We start from the raw sequence: 20,831 nt of genomic DNA, 5'->3' as shown, positions 1-20,831 counted from the left end.
GACCTTTCAAGCGATCATACCCCGTCAGCGAGCTTAGCAGCGGCCTTAGTCGCGCAGCAATTCGTTGATGCTGGTCTTGGCGCGGGTGCGCTCGTCGACGCGCTTGACGATGACGGCGCAGGCGGTGGCTGGGCCCGGCTGTCCGTTCTTCATCGGCTTCGGCGGCAAGGTGCCGGGCACGACGACGGCATATTCCGGCACTTCGCCGACAAAGGTCTCGCCGGTCTCGCGATCGACGATCTTGGTGGACGCGCCGAGGAACACACCCATCGAGAGCACCGCGCCCTTGCGCACGATCACGCCTTCGGCGACCTCGCTGCGGGCGCCGATGAAGCAATCGTCCTCGATGATCACGGGCTCTGCCTGCAGCGGCTCCAGCACGCCGCCGATGCCGACGCCGCCGGAGATATGCACGCGCTTGCCGATCTGCGCGCAGGAGCCGACGGTCGACCAGGTGTCGACCATGGTCGCTTCATCGACATAGGCGCCGAGATTGACGAAGGAGGGCATCAGCACGACGTTGCGGGCGATGAAGGCGGAGCGGCGCACGATCGCGCCCGGCACCGCGCGAAAACCGGCGTCGCGAAAGCGGTTCTCGCCCCAGCCGTCGAACTTCGACGGCACCTTGTCCCACCACGACGCCTTGCCGGGGCCGCCGGGGATCTGGCCCATGTCATTGAGGCGGAACGATAGCAGCACCGCCTTTTTCAGCCATTGGTTGACCTTCCATTTGCCGCTGGTCTCGCGCTCGGCAACGCGCGTCTCGCCCTTGTCGAGCAGCTCGAGCGCGTAATCCACGGCCTCGCGCACCTCGCCCGTGGTCGAGGTCGAAATGCCGTCGCGGGCTTCGAACGCGGCGTTGACGATGGACTCGAGGGCGGACAGCGACATCGGGCGATTCCTTGAGGCGAGCGGCGGGGAGGGTATTTGGAGCTTTTTCGGGATTTGGCGCGGCGGAGTCAAGGCTCCCTCGCTGTCTGTCGTCACCCGCGAAGGCGGGTGACCCAGTAAGCCGCGGCGGCTGTAATTGGTCGAGATGCCGGCGATTACTGGATACCCCGCCTTCGCGGGGTATGACGGCCTAAGTTTGCTGAGGGAGTCTCTGCAAAAACCCCGTCAGATCGTCCGTGACGTGGTCGACATGCGCGGCGTCGCGGCCCTCGAGCTCCCAGTCCTCGCGCACCACCTCCTGCGTCCCGTCGGGCACCACCAGCACCGTGGTCATGCCGAGCTGATGCGGCACGACCAGGTTGCGCGCGAGGTCTTCGAACATCGCGGCCTTGCTGGGATCGACGTCGTGCAGCGCCAGGAAGCGCTGATAGGTCTGCGGCGCCGGTTTCGGCTCAAGCTCGGCGGCGATGATGTCGAACACCGCCTCGAAATGGTCGCCGATGCCGAGACGCGCGAGCACCGCGTCGACATGGTCGGTCGAGCCGTTGGTCAGGATCAGCTTGCGGCCGGGTAGCCTTGCGATCGCAGCGCCCATTGCCGGGTTCGGCTCCAGCGGCGAGTGATCGATCCGGTGGACATAGGCGAGGTAGTCATCGGCGCGGACGCCGTGCTCGGTCATCATGCCGCGCATGGTGGTGCCGTAGCGCAGATAATAGTCCTTCTGGATGCGGCGGGCTTCTTCCGCCGTGACGTTGAGCCAGTTGCTCACGAATTCGCCGATCCGCGCATCGACCTGCTGCCATAGGTTGACGTGATGCGGGTACAGCGTGTTGTCGAGGTCGAACACCCAGGTGTCGATATGGTCGAAGGCGCGGGACATTTTCACCACTCTCTCACGTCGTCCCGGCCTTCGCCGGGACGACGAACTTCTATCACGGCATCGCAAAGCGCAGCGTTTTGCCGCCGCTGGTCATGTCGACCGGCGCAAAGCCGACCGCGGCAAGGCCACGCGTGGGGCAATCGCCCTGCTCGGCGATCTCGAACTTGCTCTCGCGGGTGCAGAGCTGCGTTGCGCCGCCCCAGTTCAACGGCTTGTCTTTCAGGCGGATGGTGCGGTTCTCGGCATCGACCGCTTCGGCGAAGGAGAAGATCTGCTTCGGCTGGCCGGCGACGTCGGGATGCAGGCATTTGCCGGGATCGATCCGATACCAGCCGCGGCTGGTGACGGCCTTGCCGTCGTCGGTCGCCACGGCGGCCATGATCTTGTGCGGTGTATCGTTGCACCAGGTCAGTCCGGTTGCGGATGGCTTCTGCACGGCATCGATCATGGTGGTGAAGAAATTCGGCGATTGCACGACGTCGCTGGAGAGGCCGCGGCTCCTGAGGAACGCCGACAACGCTCCTTGCGTCTTCGGCCCGTCGACGCCGTCGATCGGCGCGGCATCATAGCCGGCGATCACGAGCAAGCGCTGGATGCCGGCAAGCCGTGCCTGCTCCTCGTCATATTCCGAGCCTTCGGCGAGATAGGCGACGAGGTTGCCGTCCTCGGACTGGGTCGGTGTTATCTGCGTGAATTGCGCCGGCGTCTGGCCGCTGCGGCACTGGCGGGCAGCGGCGATGACGAAATTGTCCTGCGCGACGCAGAGCGTGTCGGTGCCGTTTTGCGGGATCGGCGAGGCGCCGTAGACGCCGAGCGCACGCGCATTCAGAAGCACGCGGTCGGCGGAAAGCGCGCCCTGCACCACCACGCGGCAGGCGGCGGGGTCGATGCGGAACCAGCCCCGCGTCGCGGTCGCCGATTTCTCATCGATCCCGATGGCGGCCTCGACCACGTAACTCATGCGGTTGCAGAGCTTCAGGTCGGCCCGCGCCGGCGCGGAGGAAAACAACAACGAGAGCGTGGCGGCCGGCAGCGCCATTAGAAGACGCGCCAGCCCGGAACGACGCGGTTGCTTTGTCTTAAGCTCGTCATGCCCGGGCTTGACCCGGGCATCCACGCCTTTCCTACCGTCGGCAAACCGGACGTGGATGGCCGGGACAGGCCCGGCCATGACGGCTCCAGTGTGCGTGGCCGCCCCAGCCATCACTTGTGGATCAGCGTGCCGGTGCCCTGATCGGTGAACAGCTCCAGCAAGACCGCATGCTGCGTCTTGCCGTCGATGATGACGACGCCCTGCACGCCCTGCTCCAGGGCATAGATGCAGGTCTCGACCTTCGGGATCATGCCGCCGGAAATGGTGCCGTCGGCGATCAATTTGCGCGCGTCCTTCACCGACAATTCCGGGATCAGCTTCTTGGACTTGTCGAGCACGCCCGGCACGTCGGTGAGCAGCAGCAGGCGCTTGGCCTTCAAGGCGCCCGCGACCGCGCCGGCAAAGGTGTCGGCATTGATATTCAGCGTCTGGCCGCCGTCCCTGGATGTCGCCAGCGGCGCCAGCACCGGGATCAGCTCATAGCCGATGAGCTGGTTGAGCAGCGTCAGGTCGACCTTCTCGGGCTCGCCGACGAAGCCGAGATCGATCGCCTTCTCGATGTTGGAACCTGGATCGATCATGGTGCGCGTCGTCTTCGACGCCTTCACCATGTTGCCGTCTTTGCCGGAGAGGCCGACCGCCTTGCCGCCGGCCTCGTTGATATAGCCGACGAGCTGCTTGTTGACGGAGCCGGCCAGCACCATTTCGACGATCTCGATGGTCGCCGCATCGGTGATGCGCAGGCCCGCCGCGAATTCGGACTGGATGCCGAGGCGCTTGAGCATGGTCGCGATCTGCGGCCCGCCGCCATGCACGACCACCGGATTGATCGCGGTCTGCTCCAGGAGCACGATGTCGCGCGCAAAGGCCTTGGCGGTGTCCTCTGCGCCCATGGCATGGCCGCCATATTTGATGACGATGGTTTCATCGTCATATTCCTGCATGTGCGGCAGCGCCTCGGACAGGATGCGGGCCTGGTCGAGCGGGCTGATCTGTGTGTCGGTCATGGAGCGGGTCTCGCAATTCCCAGAGAGCGGCGTCGGGCGCGGTTCTATCTGATTGGCGGGCTCGCGAAAAGCGCGTCTCTCACTTGTAGCCCCGTTGGCTCCACCCGGGCCACGAGGTTACAGCTTATCGCGATTCGGCCATACCGCCGCTACCGCCAGCACCAGCCAGCTCACGATCAACAGCGTTCCGCCGGTCGGCGCGGCCATCGGAAACAGTCCGTGGCCGGCATATTGGCGCAGGCAGAGATCGCCGGCGAACAATGACGCGGCGATGACGAAGCCGACCGCAGAGGCGGTCCCGATCGCGCGGTTCAGCAGGCCGCGACCCACGAGGGCGATTGCCCCGAGCACCGCACTGGCATGAAACAGCAGCATCGACGAGGCGGCTGCAAGCCGCGTCGCATCGGCGAGATGGGCGGATCCGGCCGCCAGCATCACGCCACAAGCGCCCATGAGGCCGGCCAGGACGAGCAGGATTCGATGCAGGCTGGTCATCCGCGGCGCTCCTCGAGCAGGCGCACCATCGCGGCGCGCAGCTCCGGCATGCCGGCGCCGGTGCGCGAGGAGGTCGCCAATACATCCGGAAAGGCGGCCGGGTGTTTGGCCAGCGCGGCCGCGGTCTCTTCGATGCGGGTCGTAAGCTCGGAGGCCTTCACCTGGTCCGCCTTGGTCAGCACCACCTGGTAGCTGACGGCCGATTTGTCGAGCGTCTTCAGGACGTCGAGATCGACATCCTTGATTCCATGGCGGGCGTCGATCAGGACATAGACCCGCGCCAGAGTGGCGCGGCCCTGCAGGAATTTATGGATCAGCGCGGTCCAGGACGCGACCTTGGCCTTGGGTGCGGAGGCATAGCCATAGCCGGGCATGTCGACCAGACGGAAGCCCGCTTTCTCCGGGCCTTCGAAGAAGATCAATTCCTGGGTGCGTCCCGGCGTGTGCGAGGTGCGTGCCAACGTGCTGCGGCCGGTGAGCGCGTTGATCAGGCTCGACTTGCCGACATTGGAGCGTCCGGCAAAGGCAACCTCTAACCCCGCCATCGGCGGCAGCGTCTCGATCGACGGCGCAGCCCAGATGAAGTGCCAGTCGCCGGCGAACAGTTTTCGCCCCGCTTCGATCAGCTCCGCATCAGTTTCGGCGGTCATGTGGGAAGGTCTCGCTCGCGTCCGTCATTGCGAGGAGCGAAGCGACGAAGCAATCCATTGCTCCGCAAGCGGTGAAAAGGATTGCTTCGGTTCGCTCGCAATGACGTCGTTACGTCGCTTTCTTCGGCGCGAAGGTGGCCTTGAGGTTGTCGAACAATTCCACCTTCACCCCGTTCCGGTGCATGATGTAGCTCTGCTGCGCCACCGAAAGCAGGTTGTTCCAGGCCCAGTAGATCACGAGGCCCGCCGGGAAGCCGGCCAGCATGAACGTGAAGATCAAGGGCATCCAGTCGAAGATCATCTTCTGCGTCGGATCCGGCGGCGTCGGATTGAGCTTCATCTGGAACCACATCGTGATGCCCATGATGATCGGCCAGATGCCGAGCCAGAGATAATGGCCGAACACCGGGATCGTGGTGGGATCGAACGGGATCAGGCCGAACAGGGTGAAAAGGTTGGTCGGATCCGGCGCCGACAGGTCCTTGATCCAGCCGAAGAACGGCGCATGCCGCATCTCGATGGTGACGAACAGGACCTTGTAGAGCGAGAAGAACACCGGGATCTGCAGCGCGATGGGAAGGCAGCCCGCGATCGGGTTGATCTTCTCCTTCTTGTAGATCTCCATCATCTCCTGCTGCTGCTTCACCCGGTCGTCCGGATAACGCTCCTTCAGCGCCGCGAGCTGCGGCTGGATCGACTTCATCTTCGCCATCGAGGCGTAGGACTTGTTGGCGAGCGGGAAGAACAACAGCTTCACGATCACCGTCACCAGCAGGATCGAGACGCCGAAATTGCCGAACAGGCGATAGAACCAGTCGAGCGCCAGGAACATCGGCTTGGTGATGAAGTAGAACCAGCCCCAGTCGATCAGCAGATCGAAGTGGTTGAGGCCGAGCTGCCGGTTGTAGCCGCCCGGCCCAAGCGGGAAGTTGATGCCGACGACGCCGGCTTCCTTGGCGCCGGCGAACAGCCGCGCGTTGGCGGTGACGGTGCCGCCGGCCGCGACGGTCTGCGGCTCCAGCAGATAGTCCGTCTGGTACCGCCTGATATTGTTGACAAGATCGGAGGAAAAACTCGCTTGCAGCTTGGCGGAGGTGTCCGGCAGCAGCGCAGAAGCCCAGTATTTGTCCGTGATACCGAGCCAGCCATCGGTGGCGGTGAAGTTCACCCGCTTGGCGTCGTCGATTTTCTTGTAGCCGTATTCCTGCAGGCCATGGTCGCCGAGATAGCCGATCAGGCCTTCATGAAGGATGTAGTAGCCGGAAACCTGCGGCGTGCCGTGGCGCGAGATCAGCGCAAAGGGATAGAGCGTGACCGGGGCGCTGCCGGCATTGGTGACTTCATCCTTGATGGTGAAGAGATAGCGATCGTCGACCGCGATGGTGCGGCGGAAAGTCAGGCCTTCGCCGTTGTCGTATTTCAGCGTGACCGGACTAGTCGGCGTCAGCGTGCCGGAACCCTCCTGCTGCCACACCGTGGTCGCATCGGGCATCCGCAAGGTGGTGCCGCTCGCCGGCACCCAGCCGAATTCCGCGTAATAGGGCGCGGCCGTCTGCGACGGCGAGAACAGCACGATCGGCGGTGACTTCGGGTCGACGGTGTCGCGGAATTTCTCCAGCGACAGGTCGTCGATGCGCGCGCCCTTCAGCGAGATGCTGCCGGACAGCGTGGGCGTGTCGATCTTGACGCGCGGGCTGGCCTCGACCGCGGCTTCGCGGCTGACGACGGGCGCGCCGGAGGCCGGTTGTGTGGCTGAAGGCGGTGACGCCGATCCCGGCTGCGGTGCGGTGCTAGGGGTCGCCTGCTGCGTCTGCGGCGTCTGCTGCTTCTGCAGTTCCGCCTGCGCGTGCTGCTGCGCGCGCTGCTTCTCCATCTGCGGCACGTTGTAGAAATATTGCCAGGCGATCAGCACCAGGCCGGACAGAATGACGGCGATGATGGTGTTGCGGTTATCGGTCATCTCTTCAAGGTCTCGTCATTCAATTCCGGTTGCCGCCGCTCTTTATATTATTCTGGCTGCCGCCGCTTTTGGCCGGTTGCCGGTCGAGGCGGCGGAGCGCCGCGCGGAGGTCGTCGAGCATGGCCGCGAAGTCGCGGGTCAGTGCATCCCGGCGGCCGACTAACACATAATCATGATGTGGTCGCATCGGTATGACGTCGAGCTGCTGTATCAGCGCGCGAAGCCTGCGCCGGATGCGGTTGCGCTCGGTAGCGGTGCCGTTCTTCTTGGTGACGGTGAAGCCGACGCGGATCGGGCCATCATCGTCGCGGGCGCGGCCCTGCAGCACAAAGGCCGGGCTGGTCGCCCGCGCGCCATTGGCAACGGCGACGAAGTCCGCCCGCTGCCTTAGCCGATCCATTTAGAATCTCCGGAAGACGCCCGGGGCTCAGGCGCTCAGACGCTTGCGGCCACGCGCGCGGCGCGCAGCGAGGACCTTGCGGCCACCGGCCGTGGCGAGACGGGCGCGGAAGCCGTGGCGGCGCTTGCGCACCAGTTTGCTGGGTTGATAAGTCCGCTTCACGGGTAGTTCTCCGCTGAACAGGCAATCTGCCGATGAATTGAGATAGGGTGTCCGGTGATGCAGGCTGGCCCAAAATCGGCCATTCGCGGCCCCAAATGAGCCGCCCCCGGCAAACCGGGCCATCGCGGACAATTTGCGCGGCTTATAAGGGAGCGCCTCCTTTTCGTCAATGTCGCCCCGTGCGGCAAAAGCGGTTCTTCGAAAGGTCGTAATTCGCGGAAATAGTCCTGATTCTGTGGGGTTGTTGCATATGTGGCCCGGCTTTAGCCGGCTGCATCCGGGGCTCATGGAACCGGCTTACATTAGCGATCCGTAATTTGACCGGCGATGGTGCACGGCAGCATGCTGAACATGCGCCAAAGAAGGCCTATATCGTGTCAGTGACCGACGATCAGCCGACGACGGAGAAGTCTCGGGCGCAGCCGGTTTACCGGCTTGGCCTGTCCGGCAAGCTTCTGCTGCTCACGATCCCCCTGGTGATGATCGCCGGGATGCTGATCTTTGTGCCCGCGATCGCCAACTTCCGGATCAACCGCCTGAACGACCGGCTGGCCGCGGCCAACACCGCGGCGCTGGTGCTCGATGCCGCGCCATCCGGCTACGTTCCGGAGTCGCTGGCGCGCCAGATCCTCACCAGCATCGGCGCCCGCGCGGTGGCGATCAAGATGGGCCAGCAGCGGCGACTGCTCGCCAGCGCCGACCTGCCGGCTGCGATCGACCATGACGTCGACCTGCGCGACATATCGGTGTGGTCGGCGATCGTCGATGCGTTCCAGATCATGCTGGAGCACGGCGACCAGACCATCCGCGTGGTCGGGCCGGCGCCGGGCCAGGCGCAGTTCATCGAGGTGGTGATCGACGAGAAGCCGCTGCGCCAGGCGATGTACCGCTTCTCACGCAACGTCTTGATCGTCGCGCTCCTGATCGCGGGCCTTACCGCGGGCCTGGTCTATCTCGCCCTGCATTATTTGTTCGTGCGTCCGATGCGGCGGCTGACCGCGAGCCTGATCGGTTTCCACGAAAACCCCGAAAGTTCGGCGCGAATCATCGTGCCGAGCCAACGTGGTGACGAGATCGGCGTCGCCGAGCGCGAGCTGTCCGACATGCAGCGCGACCTGGTCTCGATGCTGCATCAGAAGAGCCGGCTGGCGGCGCTGGGGCTCGCCGTCTCCAAGATCAACCACGATCTGCGCAACCTGCTTGCCTCCTCGCAGCTTCTGTCCGATCAGCTCGCAAGCGTCCCCGATCCCAGGGTGCAACGCTTCGCGCCGAAACTGCTGCGTTCGCTCGAGCGCGCGATCGCCTTCTGCCAGTCGACATTGTCCTACGGCCGCGCCCAGGAGGCCGCGCCCGACCGCCGCATGATCCTGGTCGAGCCCGTCGTCGTCGAGGTGCGCGAATCGGCAGGGCTTGCCTCGGATGCCTCGATCACCTGGATCAGCGCGATCGAGCGCGGGCTCGCGATCGACGCCGATCCGGACCAGCTATTCCGCGTGCTGCTCAACCTCGTGCGCAACGCGGCGCAGGCGCTGGAGAGCCGTCCGGCGACCGACGGCGGTGCCCAGCAGATCCGCATCACCGGTCGCCGCGAGGGGACGGTCGCGATCGTCGAGGTCTCCGACACCGGCCCCGGCGTTCCCCAGAAGACCCGCGATCACCTGTTCGAGGCGTTCCAGACGTCCGGCCGCCCCGGCGGCAGCGGGCTCGGCCTTGCGATCGCCGCCGAGCTGATCCGCGCCCATGACGGCGAGATCAACCTGGTCGAGGGCACCATCGGCGCCACCTTCCGCATCGCCATTCCCGACCGGCCGGTGGAACTCCAGATCATCCGCACCGAGCGCGCGCGGGCCTGAGGCGTATGCCGGAATAGCCGGAAACTCCGGCTTTCACTGCCCGGGGCGCGCTTCCGGCCCAAATCAACCCAGAGAACCCCCACCCCAGACCTTGCCAACGGGATCGGGACCTTGTAGCTAGAGCGCTCTTTCGCTGATGCGTCCGAGCCTCCTCGGATGCACCTTGGGCTTTCACGCCCCTCACGCGAAAACGCGCCCGTAGCTCAGCTGGATAGAGCATCAGACTACGAATCTGAGGGTCGGACGTTCGAATCGTTCCGGGCGCGCCACTTCGAGGCGAGTGACCCTCAGTGGACCTTTGGCCGACGTCTTGCTCTAGAGCCCGGCCGGAGCCCGAGCTGTCACGACCCACGTCGCTGCATTTTGCCTGACCCCATCAGGTCCATCGTGTGCCGCAAGCGCGGATCGCACCGCCGGTAGCGTTGCCGCCGGCAGTTCGGGATTTTCACGAAGAACTTTGCCGAGAGCTCCAACCCTCGAACAAACCGCCAGCATCGAATCGAGGTCGCCGCTTCCAACCAGCTCGTCATGGGCAGTGATCTCGATCTCTCGGAAGCCCGCTCTTTCCAGAATGCGGTGCACGCGGTCGGGGTTGGCGAATGCGAATGGGCCGGCTGCGTCCGTGTCGTGAGCAGGCTGCGGCGGCAGATGAATAGACGCGGCCCTAAGCGGCAGGATGTCTAGCGGATTTTCCTCCAGCGCGCGCCAGCAGACGAACGCTAGCCGCCCATTCGGTTTGAGACTACGCCGCCTCCGCCACAGCCTATGTCCAGGACGCTTTCACCAGGATTTGGCGCAAGCGCCTGCAAAGGCCGCCGACCCAGCGGAGCGAGTTGCAGTTCCAATAGCTCCCGGACCTCTGCCCACGCGCGCACTCGTACCTCGTCTTTGGTCAGCGCCGGCCGGGGGCTGCTCTGATTCATGCGGGGATGATTGCCTGACGGTCGGGGAATGTCGAGGTCGCTGCACGGCCTCAAATTCGGCTGCTGGCGAGCCAAGCGCTGACCGCTTATGACCCCATTACGTCGATGCAGAAACTGATCGAACGGCCGTTATCGAACCGTAACCGGACCGCCTCGCGAAATCGCGAAGACAGCAGCGCGGTGTGGGATGGACGCGGCTACCTTTCGACTTCGACGACGTATCTCCGTACAACCTTGACCGCCTTATCACGCTGGGATGCAAGGTCCGCCCAGGCTTTCGACTTGTAGAACGCTACGGCGTCATCCAAGCTATCCCATTCGACGATCCCCACCCCTTTCGGGGCTGGCCCACCCTCTACCTGAACAATCCGTCCCGCCGCGGTGCGTAAAGCGTGACCATGGGCTGCTTCTATCGCCTTCCGGGCGGCAGGCAGGTACGCGGCTTGGGCTGAAGCATCGAGGGTTTCGATCTCGCCGACAGAGTAAGCTTTCGGCTTAGCTCCTTGAGCGTGGAGGCCTTGGACCGCGATAGCTCCAATTGCGACGCCCGCGAGCAATACCATTGCGAGTTTGGAACGAGATCTCATGGCATTCCTCCGATTCTGCAATTTCAATCGAAGACGTACACCCCCTGGACGTGAGTCGGGATGGCCAACTGAAGGTTCAAGGCAGACGGGCGGCTAATGCGCCAAAACGCTTGCTGTCCCTAGCGGATGTACAGATGAGCGACGCAAGCGCTGGCAACACCATTGGCAAGACGAATGTCTGAAGGTAGTCCATCGCGTCAATTCTAGAAATAGGCGAGAAGGCAGCTATCAGGCGCTAACCGAACGACCCTGCAAAATCAGGGGGCGGCCCGCTGGGCGTAGCGCGAAATCGCAGGCGCTCGCGGTTTTGCCGATTCGAGCGCGCTGCTAGCGTGCAGCATTTCCGTCGGAGCGAGGTTGGCGATCGCCTCACCTCCAGGTCTTCTGCGATTGCGTCTTCCGCCGGCGCCGATCCGACAAACCAGGCTGCGACGTCAGGCAACCGAGCGCCTAGGCGAAATTATGTCTGGATTTCGATAGTGCAGGAATTCGCGACTTTGTTCCGAATGGGCGCCCCTTTTATGCAGCCTCACGAAACGAGTGTGGCACTAAAATCAATCTCAACCTTCATCAGTTTGGAGACGGGGCAGCCGGCTTTTGCGCTTGCGGCGATCGACTGGAACGTGTCGTGGTCGATGCCCGGTATCTTCGCCGTGGTGGTGAGATGCGCCGAGGTGATCGAAAAGCCGTCCCCGTCCTTCTCGATGGTGATTTCTGATTTGCTGTCCACCTGCTCCGGCACGAAATTCGCGCTACCGAGAGCCCTGACAAATGACATGGTGAAGCACGCGGCATGCGCTGCACCTAACAACTCCTCCGGATTGGTGCCCGGCTTCTCACCGTAGCGGCTGAAGAAGGTGTAGGGATGGTTGTCCAGCGCGTGGCTCTCGGTCGAGACCGAACCCTTGCCTTCGCGCAGGCTGCCATTCCAGGCGGCGGATCCGAAACGTTTCATCGGTCTTTACTCCTTTCCTGTTTTGCATGCCCTGCAGCCTACGAGCGCGTCAGACCGCCGCTCGTCTCTTCCCGGCCTCGATCATGTCGAGAGCGCGGCCATCCCAAGTGTGTTCACCTCATGGGCGTTGGCCGGCGGCCTCCAGGATCAGTTGCGTGATTTCGTCAGGTTGAGAGATCAGCGACAGGTGACTCGCCTTGACCTCTATGGTCTTGGCTCCCATGCGCTTGGCCATGAATCGTTCGAGGTCCGGATTGATCGTGCGGTCCTCGGTCGAGACGGCGTAATAGCTCGGCTTTGATCGCCAGGCCGCGTTCGTGGTCTTGCCGGCGAGCAGGGTTTTGTGGAACGGCTGCTGGACTGCATAGAGCACCTTGGCCTTCGCCTCCGGCAGGTCGCCTGCGAAATCGCGCAGGAAAGCCTCCTCGGAAAGCCGTCCTTCATCGCCGTCGAACAGGATGCCGGCCGTCGCGGGCGGGGTCGGATAGGTCTTCGCGAGCGCGGTGTAGTCCTCGCCGGCATCCGGCGCGCGCGCCGCCACATAGACGAGCGCCGACACGTTCGGATGCACGCCGGCCTCGGTGACGATCATGCCGGAAAAGGAATGGCCGACCAGAACCGTCGGGCCGTCCTGCCGAGCCAGCACGCGCTCGGCTGACGCGACCGCTTCGGGCAGCGTGGTCAGCGGATTCTGCACGGAGGTGACGTTGAGGCCGGCCTTCTGCAATCGCGCGATCACCTCCGACCAGCACGAGCCGTCGGCGAACAGTCCATGCACGAGCACGACGTTCCGCGCCTTCGGCGGGGTTGCGTTTGCGGCCATGCCGCGAGTGGAGATCAGCGAGGCCGCTGCGCCGGCAAGCAGAGCGGTCGAAAAAGCTCGTCTGTTCATCGTCATGATGCTCTTCCTTTGACCACGAGGAGATTGTCTTGAGGGCGCGGAATGGCCGCGCGGTTTCAAGCAGTCCTAGCGTGAACACACAGTGATGCCGCCGCGCGCGAAGGCCTCGCGGTTGTTCTCGATGCTGTAGTGGCCGTGAAGATAGTTGACCGCGAAACGGAAAGATTTCTGGATCGCACGGAGCAGCACGTCACAGCGCGCTGGATCCGCCCTCCACGATCTTCTCATTGAGCTTCTGATCTACGATCTGGACCGTACGATCGATCTCGGCATTGGGCGCGCCAAGCTGATGCGAAATCAGCTTCACGAGCAGGTCGACCCGCTCGATGAAGGGCGCTCCGCTCGCCACCGCGCGCGCCGCCGATGAGGGCTTGAGAAGGCTTTCCGCCGCTTTGGCGTATTTCTCGAACGGCACCTGATCCTTCGGGTCGGCTCCCAGGCGCCGCGCGACCGCATCGACATGCTCATAGATCGACTGCGAGCGCTTCAGATCGGCGTGCACCGCGTCGCGGATCGATTGCGGCTCCTGCGGCGTGATGCAGCGGTAATTGCCGGTCAACAGCATCGACCATTTGGCCAGCGGGACGAAGAGCGAGTCGAACACTTTGAGCTTCACCGGAACGTCCTGGCCATCCAGCTTCACCGCGTCGATGTCCGCCTCCAGCTCGCGAAGCAGCCGGTTATGCGTCTCATCCGCAAATGCCGCTGCCTTGAAGTTTGTCGGCAGTCCGACATGAAGGACATTCGCCGCCTCGTCCGGCGGACGGAAGGCCTGAGGATCAGGCGAGCAGAGCGAGACCAGTCCCGGCTTGAAGCGCTCCCATACCTGCGCATTGGTATAGGCCTCTTCGAGGTCCATGTCCGACAGCGCCGGGATCCGTTTGAGATAGGGCAACGGCGGCATGTTCATGATCGAAAGGCAAGGCAGCTTCGCCTCGGCGATCTTGATCATCAGAACCCGGATCGTATGGTTGGTGTATTGCGGCTCCTGCATGGCAAGGCCAACCAGATCGTAACGGGAAAGGTCGACGTCTGCGGGCGGTGCCGCGTCCAAGGTCCCGGGTAGATCGCGCGAGAAGATCGACCGGTGCGTCGGCTCGTCACGCAGCTTGATGCGAACCTCGGTACCGTCGCGATTGATGAGCTCTGCGGTCTTCTTGCGACAAACCAGCGTCGCGTTGTGACCGGCCATGAGCAGCTTCGTCGCGAGCAATGAGCCGTACGAGGCTCCCAGGATCAGAATGTTGCGCGCCATGTCCCTCTCCTAAGGTTTCCTCCAACGTCCCAACCCAAGCCAGTCTCGAATTTTCGGGTATCCGCTTGGGCGAAGGAACGGCGCAGGCCGGACCTCTACATCACACGGGGACAGCCTCTTCGGGCAAGGAGCATACTTGTCTACCGCCAATTGATGGGCATTACAATCGCACAGCGGCTCCTGGTTTCAGACCGCAGAAGCAGAAGAGGGTCATCACTCGCACCGATAGCGATGACGGTCGCGGCCAAGGAATGTGCCGGTCGCGGGATTGTACGAGCGGTGGCGCTGCGCGCAGGTGTCGATGCCGCTGGCCTCTTCGTTATAGTATTGCAGAGCAGAAGGCGGCTCTGACTCCAGTCTGGCCGCGGGCGTCGGCGCGCCGCCGTTCAGAATGTCTGCATTGGGATGATAGAACGCGTACAGTCCGGGCTCCTGGATGGCGGCTTGGGCGAATACTGGCGTTGCGGCTGTTGCCGATAGCAGCACGGCGGCCGCGAGGATCTTGAGTGAGGTCATCGAAATTCTCCATCGATCGATACGAAAGCTCGATCGGGGCGCGCAGGTCCGCATGGCGCACCGCCAGGCGGTGCGCGCCGTCAAATACGAGTTTCTCGTATTGGGGTTGTCCGAATGCTCGGAGCTTTCGATTCAAGATCTAAGCGGCCTGCGCGCGCATCCCACTAAATTCTGCTTTACGATTCCTCAACTCGAGTTGACGGTGGGAACGCGAGAGATCGCCAACAGGATACGCGGTGCGACTATCATCACGAAGCAGCGAAACGCGAGTGAAACGCTTTCAGTAGCCAGAGATTCCTTATGCCGGTTGTGCCGCGTCCCTAAACGCGAATTTAGTGGGAGCGACGAGAAAGAGCCCCACCTTTCTCTGTGTAACGTTCTTTATGTCACCACTCGAAAGGACAAAGCCATGAAAGTCGCAATGGTAGCATTGGTCGCTGCGTCCATGCTCTCAAGCACATACGCCTTTGCCAATACGGCGCGTCATGAACCGATGGTCAGGAGCTATCCTATATACAGAGAGGCTGCTCCGCCGGTTGTCTTGCATCCGAACTACGGCAATCCGAACGGAGATCCGGATGGTCCGACCACGTTAAGCGGTACCGGCGATTCTCAATTCGGTGGCTCGTCGCCCGGCACCAGCGGTTACAACTAAGTGAAAGCCGCAGTTGATCGGGCTTTGCTTGAAAGCCACCGCGCCACCCCAAGGTAACGACGCGCGAACCTCGCGCGTCGTTGAAGCGGCGCGAGACGGCGTTACATCGATCGCTTGATCGATAGCTGAAGTGACGTCGAGATCACTTCTTCGATCGTCTGCTGCGGCTAACGGTGCCGAACACGACTTGCGATGGATAAGGAGAAGCCGAGCGCTGAGGCGTGCTCTCGAGAAAGCCTGCGGCGCCGATCCACGCAACATTAGGCTGCGCGGCAAAATTGCCCGGAAACACGCCATTGGTCGGGAAGTCGCGATTATCGTTGCGGTTGTCATAGAACCAACCGCTCGTCTGGCCGTATCGTATGACGCGATACCCAAACTCGGTCGCCGATCCCGGCGAGATAGGGATCGCTGCCAGGACCGCCGCGCAAATTACGATCTTCAATCTACCCATTGGCTTTCCTTATGGCCGGATCGTGCCCCAGTCGCCCTTCCAACCCGCAAGCTTTCCGTTGCGAAACTGCAGATAGAGCCCGTCGCTTCGGCTCGCGAATGCGCTTCCCTTGACATTGGGCAGCGCCAGATAGAGTTCGCTGCCGCGGCGCCCTCGCACATAGGTCAAGGGCACGCCGAGCGTGCCAGCGACCTCATCGGGCTTCATCCCAAACCGAAGCGAGGGCGCGCTTTGCTGTGCAGCCGCTGACGCTGCTTCGAGTGCTGCCAGAGCGAGCGCCATCACAAGCAAGCCGGTTTTCTTCATCCGATACACCCATTTGCGGCACGGCAAACGCAAACCAATGCGGCGAAGGCGGACATCATTGTAGCGAGACCAACGTCCCGGCCGGCGTCCAGCCGCCGCCGAGCGCCTGAAACAGACTGCTTGCCGCCAACAATTTCGAGAGCCGCACCTGAACCAGCGTAACTTCCGCGGTGAAGAGCGTCTGTTCGGCCTGCAGGACCGTAATCAGATTGATCGTCCCGCCCCGCAATTGCTTCTCCGCCACATCGAACGCCGTTTGTGAGCTCGCAACGACCTGCGCTTGCAGCCGCTCCTGCAGCGTGAACTTTTGCAACGCAATGAGCGCCTTCTCGACATCAGAGAATGCCGACAGAACCGCCTTGCGATAGGCCTGCAGGTTCTGAAGCTGCACGCCCTTCGCCTGCTTCAACTGGCTCTCGAGCAAGAAGCCGTCGAAAATCGGTTGCGCGAGGCTGGCCGTAAGGGTGGAGAACGCCGCCCCTGGCGTGAACAGCGAGGCCAGCGCGCTGCTCTGGAATCCGCCGGTGCCGGTGAGCTGGATCTGCGGAAAGAATGCCGCGCGAGCCTGCTCGACGCTGAAGTTCGATGCCGCAAGCAGCGCCTCTGCCTGGCGGATGTCCGGCCGTTGGTAAAGCAGTTCCGATGGCAGGCCGGGGGTCACCCGAGGCACCTTGATGCGGCTGGTGGATCCGCCCCGCACCGTGAAGTTCGCCGGTGCTCGTCCAACAAGCACCGCGAGCGCGGCAATGTTCTGACCGATGGTGACTTCGAGAGGCGGAATCGCCGCCCGCTGCGTTCCTGCCAGCGCCTCCTGTTGCGAAACGTCGAGCTGCGAGGCCGTTCCGCCGGCGAACTGCGTCTTGATCAGCGCAAGGATTCGCTCGGCCGCTGCGAGGTTCTGGCGCGTCACCCGCAACTCGTCCTGCGCCGCTAGAATCTGGAAGTACGTGTTGGCCACCGTGACGATCGCGGTCAGCGTGACCACCTCGCGATTATATCTCGATGCCGTCGCGCTTTCTTCCGCTGCAAGGAGGGCTGCCTGGTTCTTGCCCCAGAAGTCGAGCATGTAGCTCGCAGTCAGGCTGGTGCTGAATTGCGAGAAGTTCGAACTTCCGCCGCCGCGTCCGCCTCCGGTCCCGGTGACGCCCCCGCCAAGGTTGCTGCTGCTGGCGCTGCTTGTGGAGCCGAAATGCGCGCGCTCGGCGCTGGCTGCTCCGGTTAGCGACGGCAATAGCGGCGAACCCGCCACGCCCACCTGGGCGTCGGCCTGCACGACCTGGGCGACCGCAACTGCAACGTCGAGATTGCTGATCTGCGCCGCGTCCATCAGCGACGTCAGTTCGCCGGAGCCGAAGCCGCGCCACCAGTCCAGGACCGGGACCGCGGCATCGGGACTCGCCGAACTTGCCGCGCGATATTTCTCCGGCACTTCGAGATTGAGCTCGGGCCGTTCCGATCCCAGGATGCAGCCGGACAAGCCGGGGCCGAGCGCGAGTGCGATCAAAGCGGACATCGCGCGGATGCGACCGTCCCCCCACGGCAAAATCGCCCGGGCCAGACTTCGGTGTCGGACGCGTACCACCGGGGATTTCGACATCTCACTCGCCTGGCTGCAGTGAGGACTTTGGCAGGTTGGGAGGCGCATTGCCCCTTCGACGTTGGCCCCAGAGCCGGAACCTGTCCAGATACAAATAGATCACAGGTGTCGAATAAAGTGTCAGCATCTGGCTGAGGATGAGGCCGCCCACGATGGCAATGCCGAGCGGCTGGCGTAATTCGCCGCCCTCGCCCATTCCGATGGCGAGCGGCACCGCGCCGAGCAGTGCGGCCATGGTCGTCATCATGATCGGGCGGAACCGGAGCAGGCAGGCTTCGCGAATGGCTTCGAGCGGATCGAGACCGCGCTTGCGTTCGGCGTCAAGCGCAAAGTCGATCATCATGATCGCGTTCTTCTTGACGATACCGATCAACAGGATCACGCCGATCAGCGCCATGATGCTGAACTCGGTGCGGAACGCGATCAGGGCCAGCAGCGCGCCCACGCCGGCCGACGGCAGCGTCGAGAGGATGGTCAGGGGATGGATGTAGCTCTCATAGAGCACGCCGAGCACGATATAGATCGTCACCAAAGCGGCCAGGATGAGCAGCGGCTGATTGCTGAGCGAATCCTGGAAGACCTTTGCCGTGCCCTGGAAGGTGCCACGGATCGTCGCGGGCACGCCGATCCGGTTCATGGTGGCCTCGATGGTGCTGACGGCGGTGCCGAGCGATACATTGGGAGGCAGGTTGAAGGAGATCGTGTTGGCGACGAGAAGTCCTTGATGGTTGACGGAGAGCGGCGTTGCGCCCCGACCGAAATGCGCGACCGCTGAAAGCGGGATCATCGTTTCGCTGCTGGTGCTGACCGCCGCGCCGGTCGAGGCCACGCCTTTGCCGGTCGACCCGATCGAATTGGTTGCAAGATTGCGTGCGGCCTGTGCGTTGGCTGAGTTGGCCGCGCTTGATATTCCAGGCGCCACCACCGTTCCCGCCACCGCGTTGGTCGCCTGCGAGCCGCCGACCGAGCCGCCCGAGGTGCTGATATAGACGTCCTTGAGCGTCTCCGGATTCTGCCAGTAGGACGGCGCCACCTCCATGATCACGTGATACTGGTTGCACGCGACATAGATGGTTGAGACCTGGCGCTGGCCGAACGCGTCATAGAGCGTGTTGTCGATCTGGCTGACGGTGATTCCGAGCCGCGCCGCGGCGTCGCGATCGATGACCAGGTTGGATTCGAGCCCCTTGTCCTGCTGGTCGCTGTTGACGTCGGCGAGATTGGACTCGCGCTGCAGCGCCGCCGTGATCTTCGGCGTCCATTCGTTGAGCTCTTCCAGCGTCGGGCTTTGCAGCGTGTACTGGTACTGCGCGCTGGATACCCGTCCCCCGACGCGGATGTCCTGCACCGACTGCAGGAACAGGGTCGCCCCGGGCACGGTGGCGAGCTCGCGCCGTAGCCGCGCGATCACCTGGTCGGCGCCGACTTTCCGCTGGTCGAGCGGGCGCAGCGAGACGAAAACGAAACCGGAATTGGTCTGGTTGCTGCCGGTGAATCCGACGACGGCCTCCACCGCGGGATCGTGCTTGATGATGGTGACGAACTGCGTCAGCTTCTGCTGCATCAACTGGAACGAAATGCTCTGGTCCGCCTGGATCGAGCCGACCAGCCGGCCGGTGTCTTGTTGGGGAAAGAAGCCCTTGGGGATCACGCCGTAGAGATAGAAGTTGAGCCCCAGCACCGCGGCAAGGATCAGCATCACGGATCTCGGGTGCGCGAGTGCGGCCGAGAGCGTCCGCCGATAGAAGCTGAGCATCGCTTCGAAAAAGCGCTCGCTGGCGCGATAGAGCCAGCCGTGTGCCCGGCTGCTTTCCCGGCGCAGCAGCACCGAGCACATCATCGGCGTGGTCGCGAGCGAGACCGCAAGCGAGATCAGGATGGAGATCGAGATCGTCATCGCGAATTCGCGGAACAGCCGGCCCACGATGCCGCCCATCAGGAGGATCGGGATGAACACCGCGATCAGCGAGATGCTCATCGAAAGCACGGTGAAGCCGACCTCGCCCGCGCCCTTCAGCGCTGCCTCAAACGGCGACATCCCGTGCTCGATATAGCGGGTGACGTTTTCGAGCACGACGATGGCGTCGTCGACGACAAAGCCGGTCGCCACCGTCAGCGCCATCAGCGACAGATTGTCGAGGCTGTAGCCGACGAGATACATGACGCCGAAAGTTGCGACCAACGACACCGAGACCGCGACCACTGGGATCAGCGTCGCACGGGCGTTGCGCAGGAACGAGAACACCACGAGGATCACCAGCAGCACGGCAAGGACCAGGGTCCGCTCGACGTCATGCAGCGAGGTGCGGATGGTGGTCGAGCGGTCGACCGCCAGACCGATGTCGATCGCGGGCGAGACCGAGGCCCTGAGCTGGGGCATCAGCGCCTTGACCAGATCGACCGTGCTGATGATGTTGGCATTCGGCTGCCGGTACAGGATGATCAGGACGGCGGGCTTGCCGTTGGCGAGGCCGGCATTGCGCAAATTCTCTACGGAATCGGTGACCTCCCCGACATCGGAAAGATGCACGGCCGCGCCATTGCGATAGGCGATGACCATTGACTTGTAGTCGTCGGCCTTGTTGGCCTGGTCGTTGGCGTAGATCTGGTAGCGCCGCTCGCCGACGTCGATCCCACCCTTCGGGCTGTGCGCATTGGCGCTGGCGAGCGCGGCGCGCACGTCCTCGAGCCCGATGCCGTATTTGTAGAGCGCCTGCGGAACGAGGTCGACGCGCACCGCAGGCAGCGAGCTGCCACCGACCACGACCTCGCCGATCCCTTCGACCTGCGAAAGCTTTTGCGCCAGCACGGTGGAGGCGGCGTCATAGAGGTCGCCGCGCGTGAGCGTGTCGGAGGTCAGCGTCAGGATCAGGATCGGCGCGTCGGCGGGGTTGACCTTGCGGTAGGTCGGATTGCTGCGCAGGCTGGTCGGAAGGTCGGCGCGGGCGGCGTTGATCGCGGCCTGCACGTCGCGCGCCGCGCCGTTGATGTCGCGGTTCAGCCCGAACTGCAGGGTGATGCGCGTCGAGCCCACTGTGCTTTGCGAGGTCATCTCGGTGACGTCGGCGATCTGGCCGAGATGGCGCTCGAGCGGGCTTGCGACCGTGGTCGCGACATCCTCGGGGCTCGCGCCCGGTAGCGTCGCCTGCACCGCGATGGTCGGGAAGTCGACCTGCGGCAGCGGCGAGACCGGTAGCTTGAAGAACGCCACCATGCCCGCCGCCGCAAGCCCGAAGGTCAAGAGCGTGGTCGCGACCGGCCGGCGGATGAAGGGCGTTGCCGGGTCCATGG

General features: G+C 63.5%; 20 protein-coding genes and 1 tRNA gene. 3 read left to right on the top strand and 18 right to left on the bottom strand.

The genetic code is table 11. The features are described 5' to 3' along the window. Positions 1-45: 45 nt before the first annotated feature. From dapD to rpmH, 9 genes are all read right to left on the bottom strand, one after another. The gene (gene dapD / locus ACZYOF_RS12105) at positions 46-891 is read right to left on the bottom strand and encodes a 2,3,4,5-tetrahydropyridine-2,6-dicarboxylate N-succinyltransferase (protein ID WP_130229722.1); all 846 of its coding nucleotides are present in this window, start codon (positions 889-891) and stop codon (positions 46-48) included. 190 nt (positions 892-1,081) lie between these two features. Then, positions 1,082-1,780 carry a pyrimidine 5'-nucleotidase gene (locus ACZYOF_RS12100; RefSeq protein WP_463715885.1) on the bottom strand — a complete coding sequence of 233 codons (699 nt, stop codon included), beginning with the start codon at positions 1,778-1,780 and terminating at the stop codon, positions 1,082-1,084. Between the two features lie 43 nt (positions 1,781-1,823). Further along, positions 1,824-2,810 carry a DUF1036 domain-containing protein gene (locus tag ACZYOF_RS12095; RefSeq protein WP_463715894.1) on the bottom strand — a complete coding sequence of 329 codons (987 nt, stop codon included), beginning with the start codon at positions 2,808-2,810 and terminating at the stop codon, positions 1,824-1,826. Positions 2,811-2,974: 164 nt separating this feature from the next. Further along, the gene (gene argB, locus ACZYOF_RS12090; protein ID WP_282530108.1) at positions 2,975-3,871 is read right to left on the bottom strand and encodes an acetylglutamate kinase; all 897 of its coding nucleotides are present in this window, start codon (positions 3,869-3,871) and stop codon (positions 2,975-2,977) included. Between the two features lie 117 nt (positions 3,872-3,988). Beyond that, positions 3,989-4,366 carry a DUF423 domain-containing protein gene (locus tag ACZYOF_RS12085; RefSeq protein ID WP_463715884.1) on the bottom strand — a complete coding sequence of 126 codons (378 nt, stop codon included), beginning with the start codon at positions 4,364-4,366 and terminating at the stop codon, positions 3,989-3,991. After that, positions 4,363-5,016 carry a ribosome biogenesis GTP-binding protein YihA/YsxC gene (yihA, locus tag ACZYOF_RS12080; protein WP_282530106.1) on the bottom strand — a complete coding sequence of 218 codons (654 nt, stop codon included), beginning with the start codon at positions 5,014-5,016 and terminating at the stop codon, positions 4,363-4,365. The genes ACZYOF_RS12085 and yihA overlap by 4 nt, the downstream gene beginning before the upstream one ends. A gap of 109 nt (positions 5,017-5,125) precedes the next feature. Next, the gene (gene yidC / locus ACZYOF_RS12075) at positions 5,126-6,976 is read right to left on the bottom strand and encodes a membrane protein insertase YidC (RefSeq protein WP_463715883.1); all 1,851 of its coding nucleotides are present in this window, start codon (positions 6,974-6,976) and stop codon (positions 5,126-5,128) included. A 19-nt stretch (positions 6,977-6,995) separates the two neighbouring features. Continuing rightward, positions 6,996-7,376 (bottom strand): ribonuclease P protein component, encoded by a 381-nt coding sequence (rnpA, locus tag ACZYOF_RS12070; protein WP_130577786.1) that lies wholly within the window; start codon positions 7,374-7,376, stop codon positions 6,996-6,998. Positions 7,377-7,403: 27 nt separating this feature from the next. Then, entirely contained in the window at positions 7,404-7,538 is a 135-nt protein-coding gene (gene rpmH, locus ACZYOF_RS12065) for a 50S ribosomal protein L34 (protein ID WP_008542748.1), read from the bottom strand. Positions 7,539-7,912: 374 nt separating this feature from the next. Between rpmH and ACZYOF_RS12060 the strand changes: the two genes are divergently transcribed. Next, positions 7,913-9,391 (top strand): sensor histidine kinase, encoded by a 1,479-nt coding sequence (locus tag ACZYOF_RS12060; protein WP_130577787.1) that lies wholly within the window; start codon positions 7,913-7,915, stop codon positions 9,389-9,391. A gap of 192 nt (positions 9,392-9,583) precedes the next feature. After that, a tRNA-Arg gene (locus ACZYOF_RS12055) sits at positions 9,584-9,660 on the top strand. An 851-nt stretch (positions 9,661-10,511) separates the two neighbouring features. Here the strand turns inward: ACZYOF_RS12055 and ACZYOF_RS12050 are convergent. From ACZYOF_RS12050 to ACZYOF_RS12030, 5 genes are all read right to left on the bottom strand, one after another. Next, complete coding sequence (locus tag ACZYOF_RS12050) at positions 10,512-10,877, bottom strand: DUF1330 domain-containing protein (protein ID WP_463715893.1); 366 nt, start codon at positions 10,875-10,877, stop codon at positions 10,512-10,514. A 553-nt stretch (positions 10,878-11,430) separates the two neighbouring features. Continuing rightward, entirely contained in the window at positions 11,431-11,856 is a 426-nt protein-coding gene (locus ACZYOF_RS12045) for an OsmC family protein (RefSeq protein ID WP_208828111.1), read from the bottom strand. Positions 11,857-11,974: 118 nt separating this feature from the next. Continuing rightward, entirely contained in the window at positions 11,975-12,754 is a 780-nt protein-coding gene (locus tag ACZYOF_RS12040) for an alpha/beta fold hydrolase (RefSeq protein ID WP_463715882.1), read from the bottom strand. A gap of 193 nt (positions 12,755-12,947) precedes the next feature. After that, complete coding sequence (locus tag ACZYOF_RS12035; RefSeq protein ID WP_463715881.1) at positions 12,948-14,012, bottom strand: ketopantoate reductase family protein; 1,065 nt, start codon at positions 14,010-14,012, stop codon at positions 12,948-12,950. 213 nt (positions 14,013-14,225) lie between these two features. Beyond that, positions 14,226-14,528 (bottom strand): BA14K family protein, encoded by a 303-nt coding sequence (locus ACZYOF_RS12030; protein WP_463715880.1) that lies wholly within the window; start codon positions 14,526-14,528, stop codon positions 14,226-14,228. Here ACZYOF_RS12030 and ACZYOF_RS12025 point away from each other — a divergent pair. Then, positions 14,515-15,183: a hypothetical protein gene (locus ACZYOF_RS12025; protein WP_463715879.1), complete on the top strand. Its 669-nt coding sequence runs from the start codon at positions 14,515-14,517 to the stop codon at positions 15,181-15,183. The genes ACZYOF_RS12030 and ACZYOF_RS12025 overlap by 14 nt on opposite strands. Before the next feature lie 142 nt (positions 15,184-15,325). Here the strand turns inward: ACZYOF_RS12025 and ACZYOF_RS12020 are convergent, their stop codons facing one another. The 4 genes from ACZYOF_RS12020 to ACZYOF_RS12005 all read right to left on the bottom strand — a co-directional run bounded on the left by ACZYOF_RS12020 (position 15,326) and on the right by ACZYOF_RS12005 (position 20,829). Next, entirely contained in the window at positions 15,326-15,637 is a 312-nt protein-coding gene (locus ACZYOF_RS12020) for a BA14K family protein (RefSeq protein WP_463715878.1), read from the bottom strand. Positions 15,638-15,646: 9 nt separating this feature from the next. After that, entirely contained in the window at positions 15,647-15,943 is a 297-nt protein-coding gene (locus ACZYOF_RS12015; RefSeq protein ID WP_130577795.1) for a hypothetical protein, read from the bottom strand. Between the two features lie 55 nt (positions 15,944-15,998). Then, positions 15,999-17,456 (bottom strand): efflux transporter outer membrane subunit, encoded by a 1,458-nt coding sequence (locus ACZYOF_RS12010; protein ID WP_130577796.1) that lies wholly within the window; start codon positions 17,454-17,456, stop codon positions 15,999-16,001. 85 nt (positions 17,457-17,541) lie between these two features. Then, complete coding sequence (locus tag ACZYOF_RS12005; RefSeq protein ID WP_463715877.1) at positions 17,542-20,829, bottom strand: efflux RND transporter permease subunit; 3,288 nt, start codon at positions 20,827-20,829, stop codon at positions 17,542-17,544. Positions 20,830-20,831 lie beyond the last annotated feature (2 nt).

It is taken from the genome of Bradyrhizobium sp. LeoA1Lang, assembly GCF_055413685.1.
The sequence above is the reverse complement of the archived record's forward strand: the minus strand, read 5'-3'. Positions and strand labels throughout refer to the sequence as shown.